The 22,939-nt window shown below is 28.0% G+C and carries 21 protein-coding genes; 1 reads left to right on the top strand and 20 read right to left on the bottom strand.

Annotated elements, in window-relative coordinates; genetic code table 11:
• Window positions 1-219 precede the first annotated feature (219 nt).
• The 4 genes from ACYUE0_RS10205 to ACYUE0_RS10190 form a co-directional block, all read right to left on the bottom strand.
• Entirely contained in the window at window positions 220-669 is a 450-nt protein-coding gene (locus ACYUE0_RS10205) for a hypothetical protein (protein ID WP_460270449.1), read from the bottom strand.
• Window positions 670-689: 20 nt separating this feature from the next.
• Window positions 690-1,130 carry a LytTR family DNA-binding domain-containing protein gene (locus ACYUE0_RS10200; protein ID WP_061994162.1) on the bottom strand — a complete coding sequence of 147 codons (441 nt, stop codon included), beginning with the start codon at window positions 1,128-1,130 and terminating at the stop codon, window positions 690-692.
• A 409-nt stretch (window positions 1,131-1,539) separates the two neighbouring features.
• On the bottom strand, window positions 1,540-2,052 hold the full coding sequence (locus tag ACYUE0_RS10195; protein WP_061994163.1) for a GNAT family N-acetyltransferase: 513 nt from the start codon (window positions 2,050-2,052) through the stop codon (window positions 1,540-1,542).
• 524 nt (window positions 2,053-2,576) lie between these two features.
• Window positions 2,577-4,043 (bottom strand): methyl-accepting chemotaxis protein, encoded by a 1,467-nt coding sequence (locus ACYUE0_RS10190; protein WP_061994164.1) that lies wholly within the window; start codon window positions 4,041-4,043, stop codon window positions 2,577-2,579.
• Between the two features lie 162 nt (window positions 4,044-4,205).
• Here ACYUE0_RS10190 and ACYUE0_RS10185 point away from each other — a divergent pair, with 162 nt between their 5' ends.
• Complete coding sequence (locus tag ACYUE0_RS10185; protein WP_460270448.1) at window positions 4,206-5,204, top strand: 3-oxoacyl-[acyl-carrier-protein] synthase III C-terminal domain-containing protein; 999 nt, start codon at window positions 4,206-4,208, stop codon at window positions 5,202-5,204.
• A gap of 182 nt (window positions 5,205-5,386) precedes the next feature.
• On the opposite strand, the gene ACYUE0_RS10180 is transcribed toward ACYUE0_RS10185, so the two are convergent.
• The 16 genes from ACYUE0_RS10180 to ACYUE0_RS10105 form a co-directional block, all read right to left on the bottom strand.
• The gene (locus ACYUE0_RS10180; RefSeq protein ID WP_460270447.1) at window positions 5,387-6,664 is read right to left on the bottom strand and encodes a radical SAM/SPASM domain-containing protein; all 1,278 of its coding nucleotides are present in this window, start codon (window positions 6,662-6,664) and stop codon (window positions 5,387-5,389) included.
• Between the two features lie 6 nt (window positions 6,665-6,670).
• Window positions 6,671-7,534, bottom strand: coding sequence for a class I SAM-dependent methyltransferase (locus ACYUE0_RS10175; RefSeq protein ID WP_010294394.1), 864 nt, complete (start codon window positions 7,532-7,534; stop codon window positions 6,671-6,673).
• Complete coding sequence (locus tag ACYUE0_RS10170) at window positions 7,531-8,106, bottom strand: class I SAM-dependent methyltransferase (RefSeq protein ID WP_460270446.1); 576 nt, start codon at window positions 8,104-8,106, stop codon at window positions 7,531-7,533. Before ACYUE0_RS10170 ends, ACYUE0_RS10175 begins: the two co-directional genes overlap by 4 nt.
• Window positions 8,107-8,593: 487 nt before the next feature.
• Window positions 8,594-9,388: a hypothetical protein gene (locus ACYUE0_RS10165; protein WP_460270445.1), complete on the bottom strand. Its 795-nt coding sequence runs from the start codon at window positions 9,386-9,388 to the stop codon at window positions 8,594-8,596.
• Between the two features lie 1,037 nt (window positions 9,389-10,425).
• Entirely contained in the window at window positions 10,426-11,220 is a 795-nt protein-coding gene (locus ACYUE0_RS10160) for an ABC transporter ATP-binding protein (protein WP_460270444.1), read from the bottom strand.
• Window positions 11,213-12,082: an ABC transporter permease gene (locus ACYUE0_RS10155; RefSeq protein ID WP_460270443.1), complete on the bottom strand. Its 870-nt coding sequence runs from the start codon at window positions 12,080-12,082 to the stop codon at window positions 11,213-11,215. The genes ACYUE0_RS10160 and ACYUE0_RS10155 overlap by 8 nt, the downstream gene beginning before the upstream one ends.
• 1 nt (window position 12,083) lies before the next feature.
• Entirely contained in the window at window positions 12,084-13,082 is a 999-nt protein-coding gene (locus ACYUE0_RS10150; RefSeq protein WP_010294398.1) for an ABC transporter substrate-binding protein, read from the bottom strand.
• 922 nt (window positions 13,083-14,004) lie between these two features.
• Window positions 14,005-14,424, bottom strand: coding sequence for a HutP family protein (locus ACYUE0_RS10145; protein WP_061994172.1), 420 nt, complete (start codon window positions 14,422-14,424; stop codon window positions 14,005-14,007).
• A gap of 211 nt (window positions 14,425-14,635) precedes the next feature.
• A complete protein-coding gene (locus ACYUE0_RS10140) occupies window positions 14,636-15,253 on the bottom strand; it encodes a hypothetical protein (RefSeq protein WP_460270442.1) in 618 nt (205 codons plus the stop codon).
• Window positions 15,246-15,476: a helix-turn-helix transcriptional regulator gene (locus ACYUE0_RS10135; RefSeq protein ID WP_061994174.1), complete on the bottom strand. Its 231-nt coding sequence runs from the start codon at window positions 15,474-15,476 to the stop codon at window positions 15,246-15,248. The genes ACYUE0_RS10140 and ACYUE0_RS10135 overlap by 8 nt, the downstream gene beginning before the upstream one ends.
• A gap of 307 nt (window positions 15,477-15,783) precedes the next feature.
• On the bottom strand, window positions 15,784-16,251 hold the full coding sequence (locus ACYUE0_RS10130; protein ID WP_460270440.1) for a DUF2798 domain-containing protein: 468 nt from the start codon (window positions 16,249-16,251) through the stop codon (window positions 15,784-15,786).
• A gap of 155 nt (window positions 16,252-16,406) precedes the next feature.
• Window positions 16,407-16,748, bottom strand: a complete 342-nt coding sequence (locus ACYUE0_RS10125) for a hydrogenase maturation nickel metallochaperone HypA/HybF (protein ID WP_061994176.1) — start codon at window positions 16,746-16,748, stop codon at window positions 16,407-16,409.
• 20 nt (window positions 16,749-16,768) lie between these two features.
• Entirely contained in the window at window positions 16,769-19,477 is a 2,709-nt protein-coding gene (locus ACYUE0_RS10120; RefSeq protein WP_460270439.1) for an FAD-dependent oxidoreductase, read from the bottom strand.
• Window positions 19,478-19,510: 33 nt separating this feature from the next.
• Window positions 19,511-20,182, bottom strand: coding sequence for a hydrogenase nickel incorporation protein HypB (gene hypB / locus ACYUE0_RS10115; protein WP_199869030.1), 672 nt, complete (start codon window positions 20,180-20,182; stop codon window positions 19,511-19,513).
• 192 nt (window positions 20,183-20,374) lie between these two features.
• The gene (locus ACYUE0_RS10110) at window positions 20,375-21,814 is read right to left on the bottom strand and encodes an FAD-dependent oxidoreductase (RefSeq protein WP_460270438.1); all 1,440 of its coding nucleotides are present in this window, start codon (window positions 21,812-21,814) and stop codon (window positions 20,375-20,377) included.
• A 194-nt stretch (window positions 21,815-22,008) separates the two neighbouring features.
• Window positions 22,009-22,914, bottom strand: a complete 906-nt coding sequence (locus ACYUE0_RS10105; RefSeq protein WP_460270437.1) for a PhzF family isomerase — start codon at window positions 22,912-22,914, stop codon at window positions 22,009-22,011.
• Window positions 22,915-22,939: the final 25 nt, after the last annotated feature.

Raw genomic sequence — 22,939 nt, 5'->3', positions numbered from 1 at the left:
CTTGTGTGTTAAATATATTTTAGTCTTTCTAAACATTATTAATTAACTTCTATAATTCATTTATAATTAAATTTTCCCTATTTATCTTTAAAAATGAATTATATTTTAAATTATACTATAAAAGATTTAAAATAATATTAAAAATCTTCATTATTTGTGGTACCCTTCCCCATATTAGTAACAAGTAATGTTTTACTTATAATTACATCTTTTTTATATTTACTTATTTGTACTTTGATATTTTTTCAACTTATTATTTAAATCATTTGTATCTACTAAATTCATAACATAAATACTATATCTCATGGCTATAATTGCACATTGAAGTATAATAAATAGTAGCACTCCTAACCAAGGCTCTATTATAGGAAACCATTTAAATATTATTGCTGCTCCAACTATTAATATATTAGTTACTACAGTCCATAAAATTGTATTTTTTCTTTTCTTTTCTTTTGAAAGAATATCATAATTTTTAAAAGAAAAATGTTCTATTATTGCAACTATAAAGGCTACAATACAAGTTTCCAGTAGAGTAAATATACTAATTGTAGTTACTCCTTTAATTAAATTTACTACTGAAATAAAAAATACTATACCTAACGAATATAAAGCCATTTTGGGTTTTACTTGTGATCCAAATTTATAAAATTTATTAAAAGCATTCATTATTAACTACCTCACTTAAATTATTTTCTTTCAAGTTTTTGTCTTAAAATAGGTGCATAATGCCTTGATACAATTACTTTTTCATTACTTTTCAAATAAACTTCAATTCTTCCTGAAGTGTAACTTTTAAGACTTTTTATTTTATGAAGATTTATTATAATAGATTTACTTATCCTTAAAAATCCAACATCTGAATAGCTACTTTCTATTTCAGCTAAATTTAATCCAGTTTGAAATACATCTTCCTTTGTATATACAAATACTTTTTCATCTACAGATTCACAATAAAAAACTGAATCTGGTGATAATAGTATTAATTCACTTTTTTCTTTAAACACACATAACTTTTGTGTTCGTGATTTTAATAAAGATAATATATGAAGCATTTCTTCATCTATGCTTTTGCATCTTAGTATAATTTCATTTTCTTCTACATCTGTATGCTCAACAGTGATTTTCATTATTACCTCCCAAAACTTTAATAAGAATTCTTATATTTTTAGTATATAGATATTAATTTTAATCGGCAATTTTATGTTTCTAAGTTGTATTAAATACCCGGTAAGATACATTTCTACTATGAATTATTACTTTCTTAAGAATAAGAAAAACTACTAGAATTTAATATATCCTAGTAATTTTTTATACTGTTTATTAATAACTTGTAACAATATCAAATCCACTTTATTTATTGTGTACTGCTATTCTAAATTGTTATTATAATAATTACTATTGTTCGTAATTATATAAACTTTAATAGTTCAAAGTAAAAAAAAGAGCTATTGCTCCTCTACCCTTTAGTCAGTTTTGCAATATCCCCTTCTTAATGTACCATTATATTAATTTTAATTTTTTAATTAAATTATATAATTATAGTTGAATCCAGTATCTTTGTTTAACTTTTCCATCATCAATAACTTCATTTTCTAAGATTCCACCATTTTTGATAATGGTATGAGCTGATGCATAATTATTTTTAAAACAAGTAATTAAAACCTTTTGCATTTTTCTTTTTTTGCACTCTTCTAACGCCAAAGCTAACATTTCTGTTGCGTATCCTTTTTGACGTTCACTTGGTCTTATTCCATAACCAATATTGCCACCATATTGTAATAAGTATTCATTTAAATAATGTCTAATATCTATTGCACCTAACAAATATTTTGAATTATTATCAACTAAGAAATAAACATCTGAAGGAACAAACCCATATGGCAACTTTATACCTTTTGAGTTGTTATCAGATTCAATTAAAAATTCCTCAAAAGTATTAGAATTCCCTTTCATAGCTAGTGGAGTTAACTTTTCCTCATTATCTTTAAATTCCTTAATCAAATCCTCCCATTCACATTTATACTCTTTCGTTAATTTAATAAGCTTCATTTTCTTCACCCCTTGTGCCTATACTCTGCTTTATAAATTTCTATTTATTTGTCTTTTATTTCAAACCTATTTTCTTTTTATTGTAACATATTTTGTAAATATCTACTTCTAAACTTATTGTATTTTATTACTTATGATACGATATTTTCACTTACTAAAATAACCTTAACCAATTAATATCAATGGTTAAGGCTATAACCCTCACTTATTTATGATACGGTTCATCTTTTATTATCCTAAACATTAGCTTTTAAATACTGTAGCTATATTCCTATAAAGAAATTTGAATCTATAATTTTAAATTCAACTTCTTAAATTTGAAAAGTTATTTTATAATTAATATAAAAAAGAATCTAATTCTAAATATTTAATAACACTAAATACTTGAAAATAGATTCTTTTACACATTTTTATTCTAAATTAATGACTATATATGAACCATATCATCCATAATAAATTCACCTATACACCACAAAATACGGTCACTTCTAACCTAAAATAACTATTTTTGTATATCATCTACTTTATTCACCTATGGAATTTAATTCATTGCATATATCATCTATTTCGTTATAACTACTTGTTACATCTGTTATGCTACTATTAAGCTCATCAATAGCCGCAAAAATTTCTTCCATAGCAGTTGCAGTGGATTCTACAGCTTCGCTAATATCATTTACTAAACTTAATGTATTTTTCATAGTACTTTCAAGCAGTATAGATTGTGATCCAACATTTCCTGAATAACTTAATACATTAGAAGTATTCTTATTAACATCTTTAAATAGTTTTTTAACATCATTTGTATGCTCATTACATAATTCGATTGACTTTTCTTCTTTTAATATTTCTTGTGCAACTACCTTTGTTTTATTAGATATATTATTCAATATTACTTCTATTTGATTTGTAGATATTTTCGAATCCTCAGCAAGTTTTCTTACTTCTTCTGCAACCACAGCAAAACCTTTTCCATACTCTCCAGCTCTAGCTGCTTCTATTGATGCATTAAGCGCTAATAGATTCGTTTGCTCTGATATTTCTGTAATACTGTTAATAATATTAACTATTTTTGTATTTTCATCACTTAACTCATTTATCATGGATACAACACTTAAAACATTTGTATTTACCTTATTCATTTCCGAAGATAATATATCTACTTTATTATTACCTTCTAATACAACATTTTCAGTTGATTTAGATAACTCCTCCATAGTTTTAATAGCATTCGTAACTTCTTCTACTTTTTCTACTCCACCCTCTATTGAGGATTTCATTCCAATCATTACATCCACTTCTTTGGTTGCACTATTAGCAACGTCACTTGTAGAGCTAGTTATTTCTTCTGCTATTTGTCCTGCTACAGAAATTCCACTTTTTATTTTTTCATTAGTTGTTGTTAAAACTTTTATAGCACTATATATTTTTTCTAATAACAACTCTGCTTTAGATTTAGCTTCTTTAGTAGCTTTATGAGTTTCTTCTAAATCTTTATAAATACTTTTGGTAGTAATGGCATTAATTGATAATATAGCCGATCCTGCTATTATGTATGCTATATAAAATACTAATTCATGGTATTCCACTGAAGCAAATAAGGTTGTCTTATAACCTAAGAAGAAATATACCACAAGTATTATAGCCAAAACTGCTTCAATAATTAATATTCTTAAATCTTGATATACACTCATTAATATAACACCATAATATATCAAAATAAAGTTAGCCCAATTTGGATCTGATATAAACATTACACATATAACAGCAGTGTACATCATTACTGTATAATACATTGTTTGAATAATGCATTTCTTTTTTATTAATATGAAATCGATTATAACTAAAGGTATAGATATTCCAACTAATATTAGTATGACATTCCTATCTACATTTAAAATTTTATCAACAATTGCTCTCAATACTACAGATGCTATAAATCCCACCAGCATAATTTTATTCTTTAATTCTGCGTTTTTTTTATAATCCACTAATACGCCTCCTTACTAAATATACCCTTATTATTATTCGTAATATTGTTATATAGCTTTACCTTATTCAACACTTTTCTGCATAATTTTGTTAATTTACAGAAATATTCTTCGATAATTATAAGTAAACATATTTAACAATAAAGATAAGGCGGAGATAAAATGAATATAAAAATTAAAAACATAGAATATTATCATCCTAAAACAAGTTATTCTAATGAATACTTTTTAAATCATTTTTCAAAACAGGATGTTGATATTTCTGGATTATTAAATGTTACTGGAAGAAATCAGAGATATGTTTCTGAAGATTTTCACGAAAATTCTTTAACTATGGCTATAGAAGCTTGCAGTAAAGTAATAAGTACTGTGAATATAGATGTACAAGATATAGGTTTAGTTGTATTTGTATCCTCTACGCCAGAATATCTATCTCCTACAAATGCTGTTAAAATTCATGAAGCTTTAGGTTTATCTAGAAGTTCAAATGCATATGATATGAATGGTAATTGTTGCGGAATGATTATTGCAATGGATCAAGTCTGTAGAACAATGAAGAGCAATAATAGAATTAAATATAGCCTACTTGTAGGCTCTGACTTAGTAATTAGATATTCAAGAAAATCAGAACCTATTACTTATGCTAATTTTGGAGAATCTGCATGTGCTGTATTACTAGAAAACATAGAAGATAGCATATCAGATTTCATAGATAGTTCATCTTACGTAGACAGCTCATTAAGCTGCTATATAAAATTTCCTCCTGTTGGCTTTTCCAATATATTGCCAGTAGATGGAAATATATCAAAAGATAATAGAATAATAGAATGGGCAGATTTTAATACAGATGAGGCCTTTGCAAGTTCTGTTGACTCAATAAATGAAATATTAAATCGAAATAATTTAACTAAAGATGATGTGAAATTATATTGTCTATCTCAATTTTCAAAGAAAAATATTGATATAATAAGAGATACTTTAGAAGAACCAGAGAAAAAATTTCCATTCGTAGGTGACAGATTTGGATATACAGGTGTTACAAGCCCATTTATGGCCTTATCCGACTCTGTTTCAAATGGTAACATTAAACCTGGAGATCATGTTATTTTATGGACGGTTGGAGCTGGTGTAGTTGCTTCATGCATACTACTTAGATATTAATATAGAGAAACAAGCTCTAATTTAAATTTATTCAATAACTTTAAATTGTTTTTATACAATATAAATTTTTGAATTCTAAGTAGTTCAGAACATGTCTAACTATTTTAGTTATATACTAGCCATCTATAAACTAAAAAAGCTGTAGTTTTATCTACAGCTTTTTAACAGTTCTTATTTAAATGTTATTTATGCAAATCCCTATAGTATTTTGGATATTTATCACTTTTGTTTTTATTACAAATGCTTATTGATTTTTCCTTATTAAGTGGAAGCATACCTTCTGATTGCTTAAATACTTCTTTATTTACCTTCTGAGCAAAGCATCCTATTTTAGGCTTACCAATATAATTTTTCATTTCAATCCAAAGATTTTTTATAGATTCTTCTTTTACATTTCCAAACCTCATAGGTACAAAATCACAAGGATACAATTCTCCTGAAGCACTTATATAGGAATGTTGATTTCCTGCACCACAACCAAATTTTGCTTCACTTTCTGTATACACAAAAGTTGTTATCTTAGGTAAATCACTTCTTTTATTTGCCTTATGTTGTATCTTTATAAGTTTTTCCCTATCACTTTTATTATAAAGCACATTTTCTAATTGCTTTTCAGTTAAAAGGTTTCCACTTAGTATAGGTTCCAATATTTTCACTTCATGAGCACCATTATCTTTTGCAAGTTTAAACAATCTAAACAGTTTTTCTTCATCAAGATTTTCCTTTAATATAACTGTTTGTGCCATTGTATATAATCCTGCCTTATTTGAATTTCTAAGTGCCTCAAGTGCATAATCAAAAGCAATTTCACTGTTTCTATTGTTATTATGTTTCTCTTTATCATAAGAATCTAAACTTATTCCTATACCAAATAGTCCACTATCTTTTAATTTTTTTGCTTTCTCATAACTTAAATTAAAACCACTAGTAAATAAAATTGATGTGCTTCTATTATCTATAGCTCTTATAATATCAAATATATCCTCACGTACTAATGGCTCTCCTCCTGTTATTCCAATAATAGGCACATTCATATTTTGAAGTTCTCTAATAACCTTAATCCATTCTTCCTTTGTTAATTCCTTTTCTGCTGCTCTATTTTTTGCACTGCAATACAGACAATTATTAGGGCATTTATTTGTTATACATAAATACATAGATATTGGTGCAGTTCTTTCAGCATACATTTGCTTTGTAAATATATTTATAGGTTCATCTACCGCTAGGATATTCTGTATAAATGATTTAGTTGGAAAAGGTGGAAAAAAAGTGCTCAATATGTATTTATCCTCATGCTTCACTATCTTCTCTCCCTTTAAAATACCACTCATCATTTTTATGTATTTTAACAGGGTAAAATTCTCATCTTCTTTTAAAATATTATAAATTTCTAATATGTCCTTCAGAACATTTTTATCTATAGCCATTTTTGTCATGATTTTTAAATTATTAATGCTCATTCATTTCTATTCCTTTCTAAAGATACCATATGCAAATTTATGATTTATCTCATACATTCCATTTTTATATTTTTCTTTTTTTATTTTTTCAATTATTAAAGGTTTAACTTCATTATAGTTGTTAAAAATTTTCCTAGTTCCTGCTGCTGCCCCAGTTATATTTAGCCACTGTAAAAGTTCTTCTGGCTCTTTAAAACTAAAGAATACCTCACCTTCTTCTACCTTTAAAGCTTTAAATCCATATTCACTGCACCATTTAACTAATCCCATCTTTCCCTTAGGTAAATTCAATTTTATATCCATAGGTTTAATTACTTCCTTTTGCTTCTCACTCATAACCTTCAAAAAAATACTTTCTATTTTATCTAAGGTTCCTTCAATATTTGTGATTATTGCTAATATACCTTCTTGTTTTAAAACCTTATTAAAAAGTTTTAATAGTTCATTATGATCAAAATAAGAAAGTGCCCAACCAAAAAATATAACATCATATTTTTCATTAGTATTTCTTAAAAATTCAATACCATCACTCTGAATAGCTGTCACTCTAGGATTATTGGTTTTCAAAAGCTTTTCAAGCATTTTATTGGACTGATCTACAGAAGTAATTTTATATTTTATAGATTTATTTAATAAGCTTTTTGTTATGTAGCCTGTCCCACAAGCAAAATCAAGTATTTTTAATTCTTTATCTGTTTCTATGTGCTTTGAATGAATAATATTGTCCGTATATCTACTCATCTCTTTAAGCCAAAAATGATATGTATCTGAAACTTTATCATACTCGTCCTTATAATCATCCCTGCTTACAACTTCCTTTTTTATAAGTTTATATCCAATCTTTGAGTAGAACCATATTTTATTTATCATCTTTTCTCTCCTACAAATATAAAATAATACCCCTTATCATAAACCCTTTGTATGTAAAAACATTCTTCTAGTAAACTCCTAACTTCATCTCTAGTTCTAAAAAACAATCGTCCAAATAGAGTAAATTCAAATGCTCTCAATAATTTTGTTTTTATGTGCTTTCTATTAAAGTCCATCATAACTATCTTTCCGCCATACTTTAATATTCTATTTATTTCAACTATAAGATCTTTTTGTTCTTTAATATGATGGAAAACATCACTTAATATTACTATATCAATAGAATTGTCCTCAAATGGAGTTTTCAGAGCATTTCCCCTTATGCATACCAAATTTTCCCCTTGATTTACCATTGAAAGCATCTTCTCACTTTCATCAAGTACGTATACAGTTTTACAACTATTACAAATATACTTAGCTAACCTTCCAGTTCCTCCGCCTATATCTACAACTACTTCATGTTTATCAATATTTGCAACAGACTTTATTTCTTCATGTTTATATAAATTAAACATAGCCATAAATTTATCATAATACTTGTAAACCTTATCAAAATCTTTTATTTCCTTCATAAGCACCTTTCCTTAGTAATTAATACTATAAATTATTATCAGTGGCTTTTTTAGACTTCTATCTCATACCTGCATTTTAGGTAAATTATGCAAATACCTTTCTACTTTATTATACCGTAGTTATATGCATGTATAGTATATTTAGAATATTCTTATTATTTTTTCAAAAGTTAACCTATATTTTAGATAGTTAGCACAATATTCTATGTTCTAATCATCCGAAGAAGCTGCTGATTTCATCATTTAAAACTGCTAAATTAAAGCTAATATCTCTGACCTTTTATCACACAACATAGAATACTCGGTACTTCAGTGCCGAGATGAATGTGACATAAACTTCTCGTTGAAAATGTAGAAAAGGACTTAAAGAATATAATAAATCTTTATCTATTATATATCATCAGTAACAAGTGAGGTTTTGAACGTTTTATCCTCCTGGGTATTGGTAAACTATTTCACTATAGCTAGTAAGTGGTATTGGATATGTTTAACAGAACCTTATATAAAAAATTCTATTTTCGGGAATGAAACCACTACTTATCAACGTTGCAACGCTTTCTGTATTGCCATACCAACATCCTGCAATAGGAATTAACCCTTGCTGGATAGCAATCTTGCTCAGGTTTATCATTATACTTCTGCCGACACCTTTCCTCCTATGCTGTGGAAGTGTGAAATTGCCTACGTCAACATTTTTTTGATTATTTATCATCTTACCTATACTACCATATCCTAAGGTCTCCTTATTGTTTATGATTTTATAGAACTTGAAATTCCCACCTTCGAAGCAACCTTCCCATTGCTTCTCGGTAAGACTATTCATTAATTCATATTCACTTGGATTTACCTCTTTTACACAATCCATACCATACTCCGCTTCACGTTCAGGCTCTCCATAAATAAAGTTAAATGCCTGCATATCAAAAAATGTTTTAAGTGAATTCATCTTTTCAAATGCGAGTCCAACATAATGTGAGTCATTGCTTGCAACAAGGGCTGCTTCAATCTTAAAATCCTCCATTACTTTATTGAATATTTCTATTGATGCTCGGCGTTTTGAAGGAATCACATAAAATCCTCTTAGCATTTTTCCATTGTCCCATGAAGTTCCAACAGAGAAAAATCCTGATTCTTCACCATTGCAAATGATGAGATATGGTTCTCCTTCAAACATCATCGAATTATGAAAACTGTCATTTTTGTATCCAAGTTCATCAAAGTAGTCTGTATAAAAATTCTGTATTTCATTCCATTTTGTTTTATTTACTGTAATATCGTTCATTTGCTTATTCTTCCTTTCGATTATAAAATTAACCATGATAACCTGACCCATAAGGGCATGATATTCCTATATAAATTACTACTTACCCTATACTTAAAAGTTTGATTAGTTTTATACAATTTATTCCAATTGTAGCATGCTATGTAAGTAGTCGCAACTAAACTTATTATATTTTATTACTTGTGATACAGTATTTTCACCTATAAACATATAAGGTTCCAAGTTGACTTTTAAAATTACTCATTTCAAAACTTGGATATCTAAAATAGTGAGACATGCTCGGAAACACTTAAAATTCAACACTACGTTTTGTATAAAAGTTTTTTAAGTCTATTGAATAAATTTAAATACGAGCTTGTATCCCTATAGCTCTACCCAAGTAATTTCAATACCTAATGCTAAAAACCGCACTTGCTTATGGTACGGTTCGCCTTTCATTATCTTAAATATTAACTTCTAAATATATTAATTTTAACTATTTAAAATATAACATCATTAATATTGATTTCTAAACTTAATAACGCCAAGAAAAAATTTATTTTCTTTGTTTAAGTTTGATACTCTCCTATTTTTATGTTTCTCAAGTAATAACTCAAAGCGATTCCCTAACATCTACGTAGCTATGGATACTTAGTCACAGCCCATCCAATGATGGTGATTCTGCAATTTAGTTATGAAAAATATATAATTTTGAATTAATAATGTTATATCCATTGTTAATTCAAAAGAAAAAGAAGCACCCTATTCAGGTACTTCTTCTTTATTTAGATAATAACTAAGATATAATTTACGTTACGTTTTATTGAACATTCCTTTTAAAACATATTGTATTAAATAATTTTTCGACCTCAATATCATGTGAGTAAAATTAAGCTAAATTGTTCTAAAGTAATATTTTTTATACTGTTTATTAAATTATTTATTATATTTTTATAATAAATAATTTAAATAAGCTATTCATTGAAAATTGAATTAGAAGGTGTTATCGATTTTTATTTAACTTTTAAGCTTAACTTTACACCTACGTTCTCAATATGTTAAGCAAACATTACTCTGTCTGAAAGTTCTTCTTTAAAAGTAATTTTATTAAATTCTTCTATAAGATCATTTTTAGTTAAATTACTTTTTTCTATTTTCCCTATATCAAGAATTGTTTCTCCTCTATGCATCATAAGTAACCTATTTCCAAATTCTATAGCATGATTTAAATTATGAGTTATCATAATTGTGGTAATGTTTTTCTCTTTAACTATATTATTTGTAAGGTTTATAATTGTCTCTGATGTTTTTGGATCTAAGGCTGCTGTATGCTCATCTAAAAGCAAAATCTTTGGTGTATTTAGAGTTGCCATTAGTAACGAAAGGGCCTGCCTTTGTCCTCCTGATAACATTCCTACCTTTGTATTTATCTTATCTTCAAGCCCTAAATTTAATATAGAAAGATAATTTTTAAATTCCTCTATCTTTTTTTTATTAATGCCTAAAGAAAGTCCAAATTTTTTCCCCTTATTATCTGCCAAAGATAAATTTTCTAAGATAGTCATAGATGGTGACGTTCCTTTAGTTGGGTCTTGAAACACTCTACTTATAATTTTTGATTTTTTATGTTCTTTTAAATTAGTAATATCTCTTTCTTCTAAAAATATATTACCTGAATCTAATTCTAAAGCACCAGATATTATATTTAAAAGAGTAGATTTTCCTGCTCCATTACTTCCAACAATAGTTATATATTCACCTTTATTTATTTCTAAATTAAAGTTATTAAAAATACTAGTTTCATTTATTGTTCCTTTATTAAAACCTTTATTTATAGATTTTAGCTTAAGCATTTAAATCACCCCTTTTTCTTAAAGAAAATTTATTTAGCATATTACTATTATTCATAACTATGGCAATAACCACTATTATTGATGTTATTAATTTCAAATCTGTTGGTGGCAAACCTAAATTTAAAGCAATTCCTACACTTAATTTATACAAAAATGCTCCTATTATAACTATTGTAGTTCCTTTTATAAATTTACAATTATTAAAAACAGATTGACCAAGTATGATAGAGGCTAAAGCAATAACTATAAAGCCAGTTCCCATAGATATATCCGAAAACCTTTGATACTGTGCCATTATAGCTCCACTTAAAGCTACAAAACCATTAGATAACATAAGTCCAATTATTTTCATTGTTCCTTTATTTACTCCTAGTGAAGTAACTAATGTATCATTATCTCCTGTGGCCTTTAGTATAAAACCAAACTTAGTTTTGAATAAAACATCCATTAAGAATTTAGAAACTAAAACTATTAATACTAAAATCATTACCATTGGTATATCACTAGAAAATATATTACCTTTATTCATCATGGGAAGATTTGCCTTACCCATTACCCTTAAATTTATAGAATATAATCCTATCATAACTAGAATTCCTGATAAAAGATTAGTTATTTTTAATTTTACATGAAGTATTCCTGTAACTAGACCTCCTATAGCACCTCCTATAAATGCTACTACTAATGCTAAAATAGGATTAGTTCCTTTTAATATAAGTGATGCGGTAATTGCAGCACCCAAACTAAATGTTCCATCTACAGATAAGTCTGGAAAGTCTAATATTGTATAAGTTATATATACACCTAATGCTCCTATAGCAAAAATAAGTCCTTGCTCTAAAGTTCCCATAAATAAGGTCATGTTATTCCCCTCCCTTTATAAGTTTAGCTTTTTTCATTATATCTTCATCAATATTTATAGAAAGCTTTTTTAGCGTATCTTCATTTATAACAAGTTCTGTATCTTCCAAGGTTTTCATAGGTAACTCTTTTATATCTTTTCCTTCCAATACTTCAGCTGCCATAATTCCAGCTTCAAATCCAAGTTTTTTGTAATTAATTCCTTCTGTAATTAATGCTCCACCTTTAACATGAGCTTCTTCTGCTCCTACTATTGGTATTTTTTTATCTATTGCTTTAGAAGATATTATTGGCATAGACGAAGCTATCATATTATCTGCTGGTGTGTATAAAACATCAATTTTATCTAATATAGAATCTAAACCTTGACTTATATCATTTACACTATTTACACCTTTTACAATTACATCTATATTATTTTTCTTAGCTATCTCTTTCAAATTATTTATTTGAATTTCCGAGTTTACTTCACTAGTATTGTATAAAACTCCTATTGTTTTTACATCCTTAACTATTTGTTGTATAAGCTTTAATTGTTTTTCTATAGGTATTGCATCACTTGTTCCTGCAACATTTGTTCCTGACTTGTCCTTTGATTTTACAAGTCCTGCACTTACAGCATCTGTTACCGCTGTAGTTATAATTGGGATATCTTGTGTTGAATTAAAGGCTGATTGGGCTGCGGGGGTTCCAATAGCAAATATTAAATCTTTACTACTTGAAACAAAATTATTAGCTATCATATTAGATGTTGCAATATCGCCTTCTGCATTTTGTAACTCTAAATTAAGATTCTCTTTGTCTTTAAATCCCTTAGAATCTAAGGCTTCTACAAATCCTTCTCTAGCTAAATCTAAAGCTGGGTGAGATGCTATTTGAGATATACCTATGTTCACATTTTTTTCTTGTGATAAAGAATCTCCCGCACCATTTGAACATGCTGAAAATAAAAATATGCTTGTTAAAACTGAACTTAATAAAACTAATTTTTTTCCTACCATACTACCGTCCTCCTAATATTTTGTTTTGTATTTGTGTATGCTTATAGAGAAACAAGCTCCAATTTAAATTTATCCAATAACTTTAAAATATTTTTATATAAAAATATAGTGTTAAATTCTAAATGATTCAGAGTATGTCTCACTACTTTAGGTATCCAAGTTTTGGAATGAATAAATTTAAGAGTCAATTTGGAACCCCATGTGAGTAAAGCTAAGCCACTTTATTCCAATAAAATATTTTTCTTTTAAGCTTTTACTACATTATGTAATAATAAAGAATTTAAATAAGCTATTCATTGAAAATTGATTTAGAAACTCTTATAGATTTTCATTTGATTTTTTTGACCTAATCCAAGGACGGATTAGCCGGTGCACCAGACAAGGACGTCGCTTCTCCGGGTAGTCATAAAAATCAGATAAATATATATTTAGAGTTTCTTTGAAATTTTCACAGACTAGCATTTTAAATTTTTTCATTATTACTTTTTAATACTATAAATTTGGAATTTTTAGGCTTAACTTTACGCCTATGTTTGGAACCCTATAAATACAAAAATCCTCTCCATAAAAGTATATGGAGAGGACTATTAAAATTCCTAATTAACTCACTATTAATCTATATCTCCTACTTATTCTACCATGCTACTATTTAATATTTATGTATTACAAATATAAAAAATTATATTTTAATATCTATACTTCTGTCCTTCTATAATGTTAGTGAATTTATGGTTTCCATTCTACATTTATTTACTATACTTCTAATTCACTATAACATTTCTACTACTGTTCTACTATTTTACATACTACTGTTCTACTATTCTACCTACCAAGATAATCTAAATCTTCCATCCTAGATTATCGCTACTTTCCTGTTAAAAGGAATTATATATAGATTTTTCATTTATGTCAACTATATAAATTATATATTTGCTATAGATCTATGTCCAAGTCCTATTACTACTTCATTTAAATGAAGTACACCTATACTAAGGAAAATACATACACTTACATGCTCTCCTTGCCTTGCAACGCCAATTTTACCACCTACATTAAGACCATTTGCCTTATCTGAGACCTGCATTATTGCCTCTCTAGTAGCTCCTGCAATTGCACCTTCATGAATATGACAATCTTTAATTATTCCAGTTCTCTTAGACGCAACTAAAGCCCTTTCTATAATTTTTAGAATAGATGTATTTAAATTTCCACCAATATCTACTGCTACAGCTAAAACATTATCTTTTTTAAACTCCTCTATAAGTCTTTCCTCTTCTGCTCTTGAGGATATTGCCATTTTTACAGAAGCTTTTGCTATATCTACACTATTTTTTTCTTTCATGAAAGAACCTCCTAAATAAGTTATTATATTACATACTTTTATTTTAATAATTCTACAACTCAAAAATAAACTCTTATATTTTACAACCTATTATATCACTAATCTTATATTCTTAATTTAAAAATATGTAATTATAATAGATAATATTAAGACTAAAAATACTCCTTCTATAAAAAATAATGTGATTTTCTACTACTTTTTATATATAATATCAAAATTTCTTTGATATTATATATAGTATTAAGCCTATAAAAAATAACCCATATATTATAAAAAATATTTTTGAAAATTTATTTGCAACTTTCTCCATCTCTTTATGTTCTTCTCTATTTAATTTTTTCTTCGGATAAAGTCCTATAATTAATGAAATAGTTATAAAATTAATCATCATTAATAAAGTGTCCAATCTAATTAAACTTGACTCATTTGTAAAAATTTTAACTTTTAAAAATCCTGTAATAATAAAAATAATACTTGCTGCTATTGATAAATAACATATACCATTTAAAATTTTAATATTTTTAACCTTTAATTGTATTCTCATACCTTTCATATAAAGAAAATATAATATTAAATATAATACACAAAGAATGTTAATAAAAATCATTACTACATGTAAATTTAAATTAATACTTCCTACTGTAGCCTTATAATATATATATGCCATTATCAATACAATGATTGATATATTTGAACCTTTCAAAGCATAACTTTGGGCTTCTTGCTCCAATTCATCCTTATCCATAACCATACAAATAATATAAATAGCTACAAACATTGTAGATAAAAGCACATGCAGTTGAAAATAAATCAGTTGTAATTTATCCATTATTATCTCCCCCTAAAAACTCAAAAACTTCATCAACTGTTTTATCAAAATAATTAGCGATTGAAAAAGCAAGTTTTAATGAAGGATTAAAAGTACCCCTTTCAATTTCTGATATTGTACTTCTATTAACCCCTAAATCAATAGCTAAATCTTCTTGTGTAATGTTACGCTCAATTCTTAATAATTTTATTTTTGTATTAAAGATTTTTCCTCTTCTAACCATAAAACCCCTCCTCCAATTGGTATTATATACTATTTGTTGTATATATACAACATTATTGTGTTTATACACGTTATTTTTCAGTATATATACAACATTTTTCTCAATATATTTAACTTTTAATAATAACTTTCTACAAATTTTTATATCTGTTTTACAAAAATATATACATACTTACTGCTTTGATATACGTGAAAAATAAAGAAATATTATTTTTTATAAAAAGTATAGGAATAGGTAATGGCAATAAAATATTTTATTGCCATTACCTATTCCTCAAATATAAAAATTATTTTTATTGGTATTCTTATTAATTTTTATGCATTATTCTCATCACATTTCTTGCGATAGGTGATACAATAAGTAGTTCCAAAAATAGAACTACACAAAAATTACGTGGCCAGCAAATTGGAAACTCTTTAATCACTTCCATATTAAACCCTAATGCTAAAATTCCACCTACAATCGTCATAATAATAGACATTCCAATTACAGTAAAAAATGTTCTAAATAAAATGTTAGCATTTAAACTATCTGTTGGAGAAGCAAAAATCTTCACTAATTTATCAGCTATATTTCCAACTATAAAATTTTCAAACATCATAGCAATTATGAAAACTACTGGAAATATTTTCAACGATGTAGCCACAGATGTTACAGATACTCCACCCATGCTGATAGAAATATTCATAGTTGCCATAAAAAATGCTGTCAATGCACATATAATACCTCCATAAATTAATCCTTCTTTCCCATTCCTAGGCATACATTGATTCATAATATCCTCCTTTGTTTTTTAATAAAAAATGCATTGTACGACGACAAGTGGTATGACCGTCGGTACAACGCATTGACTTTTATAAGTATAACATAATTATTTTTTCTGATGTAATACCCTAATTTCATTTTTTTATTTATTTATTTTTTATACATTTAACAAGCAACAATTTCTTTAATCATAAATTCTCTTCCACATAGCAAATCCCAATCATTTTCTCCACAGTATGAACATTTCCCTTTGCTTTGAAGGATATTAAAAACTTTATTACATTTTTTACAAATCCCATTACCAGGTAGTATCTCAATTTCTAATTTTGTATCTTGTAATAAAGTTCCATCTACTGCTGCTGGGTAACACGCTTTAACATATCTTGGAATCATTGATGAAAGTTCACCAATTTGAATAACTAATTTATCTATTTTGGTTAATCCATTTTTTTGTGCAAAATTTTCAACAGTCTTAACTACTTGTAGTAAAACTCCAACTTCATGCAAATTACCCCACCACCCCTATGTCAACGTTTATCGGGAGCATTTTCACTAAGGAAAATAGATTTTAATTTTCTTACTGGTTTTTTCACAGCAATTCTTACCTTACGTTTAAGTGCATGTTTAATGATTATAGGCTTAAGCTCTGAAAGATCTACACTAGCACTATCATAAACTCTTTCCAACTTAATTGCATCATATTTGCATTTTGTAGTACAAACACCACAACCTACACATTGATATTCATCTACAACTGTAGCACCACAACCAAGACAACGTTCAGTTTCTTTTTTCAATTGCTCTTCTGTAAAAGTACCACGTAAATCCTTAAATGTTTCTTTTGATCTATTTTCACCTATATGCTCTGCTCTTTGTCTTGGCATCCTATCATATCCTCCAAGATCAAGATTATTTTTATCTAAAGGACGATAATCTCTCTTTGTACGTCCTAAAATTAGACTTTGTCCAGGATGAACATAACGATGAATTGAAATTGCACCTTCTTTACCTAAAGCAATTGCATCTATAGCAAATCTAGGTCCTGTGACAGAATCTCCACCAGCAAATATATCTGCTTCATCTGTTTGTAAAGTAACTTGATCTACTTTTATTGTATTATTAGGATTTAATTGTACTTTAGTATCTTCTAATAATTCGCCCCAATCTATTCCTTGACCTACTGAAATTATTACATTTTCTGCTTCAACTACTTTTGTTTCATTTTCATCGAATTTTGGGCTAAATCTTCTGTTCTCATCAAATACTGAAATACATTTTTTAAATTCTACGCCAACTACTTTTCCATTTTCCTGAAGAACTCGTTTTGGTCCCCATGAATTATTAATGGAAATTCCCTCTGATAATGCTTCTTCAATTTCTTCTTCAAGTGCCGGCATTTCATCTCTACTTTCTAAACAATACATATTTATATCGGAAGTATCAATCCTTGTGGCAGTTCTTGCAACATCAATAGCAACATTACCTCCACCAATCACAATAACTTTTCCTTCCATTTTTAAATCTTCACCTAGATTTATTTCTCGTAAAAATTCTACTCCGGTTATTACACCTTCAGCCTCTTCTCCTTCAATACCTAAACTTCTTCCCTTTTGAGCACCAATTGCAAAATAAAATGCTTCAAATCCTTCATTTCTTAAATCATTAAGTGTTACATCCTTTCCCACTTCAATATTAGTCTTAAATTCAACACCTAATTCTTTTAAAATATCAATTTCTGCATTAACTACATCTTTTTCTAATCTAAAAGATGGAATTCCAAATTTCAACATACCACCAAGTGATTTTTGTCTTTCAAATACAGTTACTTTATAACCATCAATAGCCAAATAAAAAGCACATGAAAGCCCTGAAGGACCAGCACCTATTATAGCAATTTTATTTTCATATTGATTTTTAACCTCTGGCACATATCGAAACTCTTTATTCAAATCTTGTTGTGCAATAAATTTTTTAATATCATCTATAGCTATAGGATCATCCACATCTCCCCTTGTGCAAGCAGATTCACATTTTCTTGGACATATACGACCACACACTGCTGGGAAAGGATTTTCATGCTTTATAAGTTCTAGTGCCTCTGTATATCTCCCTTGAGAAGCCAATTTTATATATCCTTGAATACCAATATGTGCAGGACATTCTGCTTTACAAGGGCTTGTACCAGTATCTACAACTACTTTTCTATTAATACGATAGTCTATATTCCACTTATCTGGTCCCCATTCTGTATCATAAGGTAATTCACGTTTTTTTTCTAAAATAGGAGTTTTCATGCACAGCTTTTGTCCTAATTTTAATGCGTTAACTTGGCAATTTTCAACACATTCTCCACAAGCTACACATTTATCTTTGTCTACTTTTGCAATGTAATTTGAACGTATCATATCTGTATTTAAAAACATTTCTGCAGTTCTTAAGGACAAACAGGAACATCCACAACAATTACAAATAGCATGAGTTTTTCCTGGTCCTTCTGTATTTGGTATTTGATGCACTAACCCATTAGCTTCTGCCTTTTTTATAATTTCAAAAGCTTCTTCACGAGAAATTTTTCTTCCTCTACCTGTTCGAATGTAATATTCTGCTGCATGTCCCATTTGAATGCACATGTCTTCCTTTAAATGTCCACAGCCTTCCCCCATAACTTCTCTTGCTGTACGACAAGCACAGTCAGAAACAGAAAAAATTTCATTTTCATTAAGATATTTAGATACTTCCTCATATGATGCTCTTCTTGTTTCTGCTTCAATAGATTGTTCAATAGGAATAACTCTCATAAGACCTTTACCTACTGGAAAATTCCCTGCTGTTTTTGGTCCTCTTACTCTTCCATATGCCTCAAAAGCTTCAGCAATTTGAGGATGTTTTTTTACATTTTCCTTATTATTGACCATCATTTCCATAACACCAGGAATCCAAGTTTCAAGCCAATATTTATCAACACCATCTATTTCATTAACAAAGCATACCCCAACAACTGCTAAGTCCCATAAAAGTTTTGATGTTTCCTCTACAGATTTTCCACATAATTTAGCCACTTCTTCTGCACTTTTAGGTTTTCGTAATTCTAAATAAATTCCTACCTCGGCCATTTCATCTGAAACAACAGGTTCTAAAATAATATATTCAGGATCTTTAGGCTTAATTTCTGATTTTGAACCACGTTTTGATCTGTTTATGTGATTTGCAAGATCCAATACCTTTTCCTTTACCATATATATCCCCCTATCTCAAAGCTCAATATATTCCTATTTTTCTTTCCAATTTTTCACTTCAGTACGTATCCAATCAACCCACTTATCAATTCCTTCTCCTGTTTTAGCAGATATAGGAATAATTTTTATATTTGGATTTAATTTCAATGCACATTTTTTAACTTTTTCTAAATCAAAATCAAAATAATCCATAGCATCAATTTTATTGATTAACAAAACATCAACAATTGAAAACATAAGTGGATATTTTAATGGTTTATCATCACCTTCAGGAATACTTAAAATCATAGCGTTTTTTGATGCACCAGTATCAAATTCTGCTGGACATACTAAATTTCCTACATTCTCTAATATTGCAAAATCAATATCTTCAGTTCCTAATCCTTCTAATCCTTGTTTAGTCATATCTGCATCTAAATGACACATTCCACCGGTGTGTAATTGAATCACTTTTGCGCCGGTCTTAGATACTGTGTTAGCATCTACATCTGAATCAATATCTGCTTCCAAAATACCAATTTTCATCTCATCTTTTAAAACATCAATAGTCTTTACAACAGTTGTAGTTTTTCCTGAACCTGGTGATGACATTAAATTTAATAAGAAAGTTTTATCTTTTTTTAATTCCTTTCTAAGTAGCTCAGCCTGTTTGTCATTGTCTTCAAAAACACTTTGTTTAATTTCAATAATCTTATAAGTATCCATAATTCTTTTTACCCCCAATTTTATCCCATTTTTATTTCTTATTTTTTATATTTAAGTAATAAATAAACATTACTGTATAAAAATTGTACCATTAAATACATATTAACGAAACAAGCTTTATATACTTTTAATTTATAATAAAAACACAGAATAGAAGTATTCTGTGTTTTGCTTATTTATATCTAACTTTACTTAATCATCTACAAGATTTTTAGTGGCAGGACTTCCTATTAATCTTCCTTTATAATCAAATCTTGATCCATGACATGGACAATCCCATGTTAATTCATCTGCATTCCAATGAAGTTGACATCCTAAGTGAGCACATTTTGTTGACACTACAAATTCTTTTCCATCATTGTTTTTGTAAACCCCAACCTTTTCTCCATTATATTCAACAATTCCAGCATGACCATTCTTAATATGTTCTATCCTACTGCTTGGAGTATATATTTTTTGTGCAATGAAATTTTTAGCTGTTTCACCTATATCTTTAGTAATATTGTTTATTGATGATAACAAATCAAATCTTTTAGGAGAAAATATTTCTGAAAAATCGTTTTCTTTTTCTAATATCATATCTGAAATTATCATAGCTGACACCATAGAGCTTGTCATTCCCCATTTATTAAATCCTGTAGCAACATATATATTAGGTGTTTCATCAGAATATCTTCCTATATAAGGTATTCCATCAACAGTTATACAATCTTGGGCTGACCAATGATACTTTTCTTTTGACTCTGGATATAATTCTTTTGCAATTCTTCTTAATTCATCATAACTTCCACCAATTTCATTTTCTCCTGTCCTTTGCCCTATACCTCCTAATAATAGTAAATCCTTATAATTTCTAAAGGAATATCCATCTTTATTAATATCTATATACATACCCTCAACATCACTTGCGTTTTCTAAAGCTAAAACATAAGATCTTTCTTGATGCATTTTTAAAAAATAATATCCAGGTACATTCATTATTGGATAATGTGTTGCTACCACTATATTATTTGCAGTTATATCCCCTCTATTTGTAATTACCAAATTTTCTTTAATTTCTAATGCCCTAGTATTTTCATAGATAATTAAATCCTTTGAAATGTCCTTTAAAAATTTAAGTGGATTAAACTGCGCTTGATTATTAAATTTAATAGTTCCATCAACTTTAAAAGGAAGTTTAGTTTCTTCTACAAACTCTGCATTAATACCAAGTTTATTAGCCGCTTCTACCTCTTCTTTAAGACCATCTATTTCATTTAGAGAATACGCATATGCTGACTTTTCTTCAAAGTCACAATCTATTTTCCTTTCTTCTATAATTTCTTTATACCTTTTTATAGCAAGTTCGTTTGCCTTTGCATATTGCTTAGCCTTTTCTTCACCAAATTCTGATATTAATTTATTATAAATTAAGCGATGTTGGGATGTTATTTTTGCAGTAGTATTTTTTGTGTTTCCACTTACTACTTCAGCTGCATCAATTAAAACCACATCTCTACCTTCTTGCTTTAACATATATGCTGTTAATATTCCTGCTATTCCAGCACCAATAATTAAAATATCAGTTTTTATATCTTTTTCTAGAACTTCTCTTCTTTTAAATTTACAACTTTCACTCCATACCGATTTCATAGAATCACCTCATTTTTAGTGTTCCATTTGTAAAATAATATATACAAAGTGAATGTTATAATTTTTAAGCTTGTATATCAAACTATTGTTCCGAGTTCCCCTTTAAAATTATTCATTTCAAAACTTGGATACCTAAAATAGTGAGCCATGCTCCGAATCACTTAAAATTCAATACTGCATATTGATGAAAATAACTATAAACTTAATTCTGACTTAAATGTAATAACAGCATTTCCTGAAATTTTAACTTCTACTGGATTTTTATATTCTATTTTTACTTCAACCTCTATAACGCCAGGTCGACCTATTGCTTCACCCTGCTTTGCTTTAAATTTAAATACCTTATTATTATGTTTAACAAAATTATTATAAACAAGATATGCTCCTAATGGACCATTTGCATTTCCTGTTACTGGATCCTCGTTAATTCCTATTGCTGGTGCAAACATCCTACCATGTATCAAAATATCTTTTTCTTCAGGATTAATTGTAAAAACATAATATCCATTACATTTTATAATGTTACTTAATTTAACTAACTCATTATAATTAGGTTTCATGTTATTTAATGTGTAAATGCTTTTTATACCAATCATAACTTTTGAATGTCCTGTTGAAACAATTTGTATTGGATAAAATTCTATTAAATCATAATTATTAATATTAAGTGCTTTTATAAGCTTTTTCTTATTTTCTCCATTAATAATATCCCCAAATTCAATCTTTCCTTGTGTCATAATAACTTTATAATCATCATTTTCACTTACTATATCAACTGGTAAAATCCCAGCACCAGTTTTTTGATAAACCCTTGAAGGAACAAGTTTATTTTCAATAGCACGTGCATAATGGGCTGCTATAGTTGCATGTCCGCATATTGGAACTTCATTTGTTGGCGTAAAAAATCTTATGTGAACATCAAAATCATTATCATTTGAAGAAAATATAAATGCTGTCTCAGAATTGTTAAGTTCCCTAGCTATTTTTTTCATATCATTTTCTGTTAATCCATCAGCATTGGTTATGACTCCAGCTGGATTTCCTGCAAACTTTTCTTTTGTAAATGAATCAATTTGATATAAATTATATTTTTTATCCATAAACTTCCCTCCAATTGTAACTACT

Source organism: Clostridium sp. CTA-19 (assembly GCF_054767855.1).
This window is presented reverse-complemented; position numbering and strand designations above follow the sequence as displayed.

Bases quoted from the DNA above. Each gene is read 5' to 3' on its own strand.
- ACYUE0_RS10205 (WP_460270449.1), bottom strand. From the start codon at position 669: ATGAATGCTTTTAATAAATTTTATAAATTTGGATCACAAGTAAAACCC.
- ACYUE0_RS10200 (WP_061994162.1), bottom strand. From the start codon at position 1,130: ATGAAAATCACTGTTGAGCATACAGATGTAGAAGAAAATGAAATTATA.
- ACYUE0_RS10195 (WP_061994163.1), bottom strand. From the start codon at position 2,052: ATGAAGCTTATTAAATTAACGAAAGAGTATAAATGTGAATGGGAGGAT.
- ACYUE0_RS10185 (WP_460270448.1), top strand. From the start codon at position 4,206: ATGAATATAAAAATTAAAAACATAGAATATTATCATCCTAAAACAAGT.
- ACYUE0_RS10180 (WP_460270447.1), bottom strand. From the start codon at position 6,664: ATGAGCATTAATAATTTAAAAATCATGACAAAAATGGCTATAGATAAA.
- ACYUE0_RS10175 (WP_010294394.1), bottom strand. From the start codon at position 7,534: ATGATAAATAAAATATGGTTCTACTCAAAGATTGGATATAAACTTATA.
- ACYUE0_RS10170 (WP_460270446.1), bottom strand. From the start codon at position 8,106: ATGAAGGAAATAAAAGATTTTGATAAGGTTTACAAGTATTATGATAAA.
- ACYUE0_RS10165 (WP_460270445.1), bottom strand. From the start codon at position 9,388: ATGAACGATATTACAGTAAATAAAACAAAATGGAATGAAATACAGAAT.
- ACYUE0_RS10160 (WP_460270444.1), bottom strand. From the start codon at position 11,220: ATGCTTAAGCTAAAATCTATAAATAAAGGTTTTAATAAAGGAACAATA.
- ACYUE0_RS10155 (WP_460270443.1), bottom strand. From the start codon at position 12,082: ATGACCTTATTTATGGGAACTTTAGAGCAAGGACTTATTTTTGCTATA.
- ACYUE0_RS10150 (WP_010294398.1), bottom strand. From the start codon at position 13,082: ATGGTAGGAAAAAAATTAGTTTTATTAAGTTCAGTTTTAACAAGCATA.
- ACYUE0_RS10145 (WP_061994172.1), bottom strand. From the start codon at position 14,424: ATGAAAGAAAAAAATAGTGTAGATATAGCAAAAGCTTCTGTAAAAATG.
- ACYUE0_RS10140 (WP_460270442.1), bottom strand. From the start codon at position 15,253: ATGGATAAATTACAACTGATTTATTTTCAACTGCATGTGCTTTTATCT.
- ACYUE0_RS10135 (WP_061994174.1), bottom strand. From the start codon at position 15,476: ATGGTTAGAAGAGGAAAAATCTTTAATACAAAAATAAAATTATTAAGA.
- ACYUE0_RS10130 (WP_460270440.1), bottom strand. From the start codon at position 16,251: ATGAATCAATGTATGCCTAGGAATGGGAAAGAAGGATTAATTTATGGA.
- ACYUE0_RS10120 (WP_460270439.1), bottom strand. From the start codon at position 19,477: ATGGTAAAGGAAAAGGTATTGGATCTTGCAAATCACATAAACAGATCA.
- hypB (WP_199869030.1), bottom strand. From the start codon at position 20,182: ATGGATACTTATAAGATTATTGAAATTAAACAAAGTGTTTTTGAAGAC.
- ACYUE0_RS10110 (WP_460270438.1), bottom strand. From the start codon at position 21,814: ATGAAATCGGTATGGAGTGAAAGTTGTAAATTTAAAAGAAGAGAAGTT.
- ACYUE0_RS10105 (WP_460270437.1), bottom strand. From the start codon at position 22,914: ATGGATAAAAAATATAATTTATATCAAATTGATTCATTTACAAAAGAA.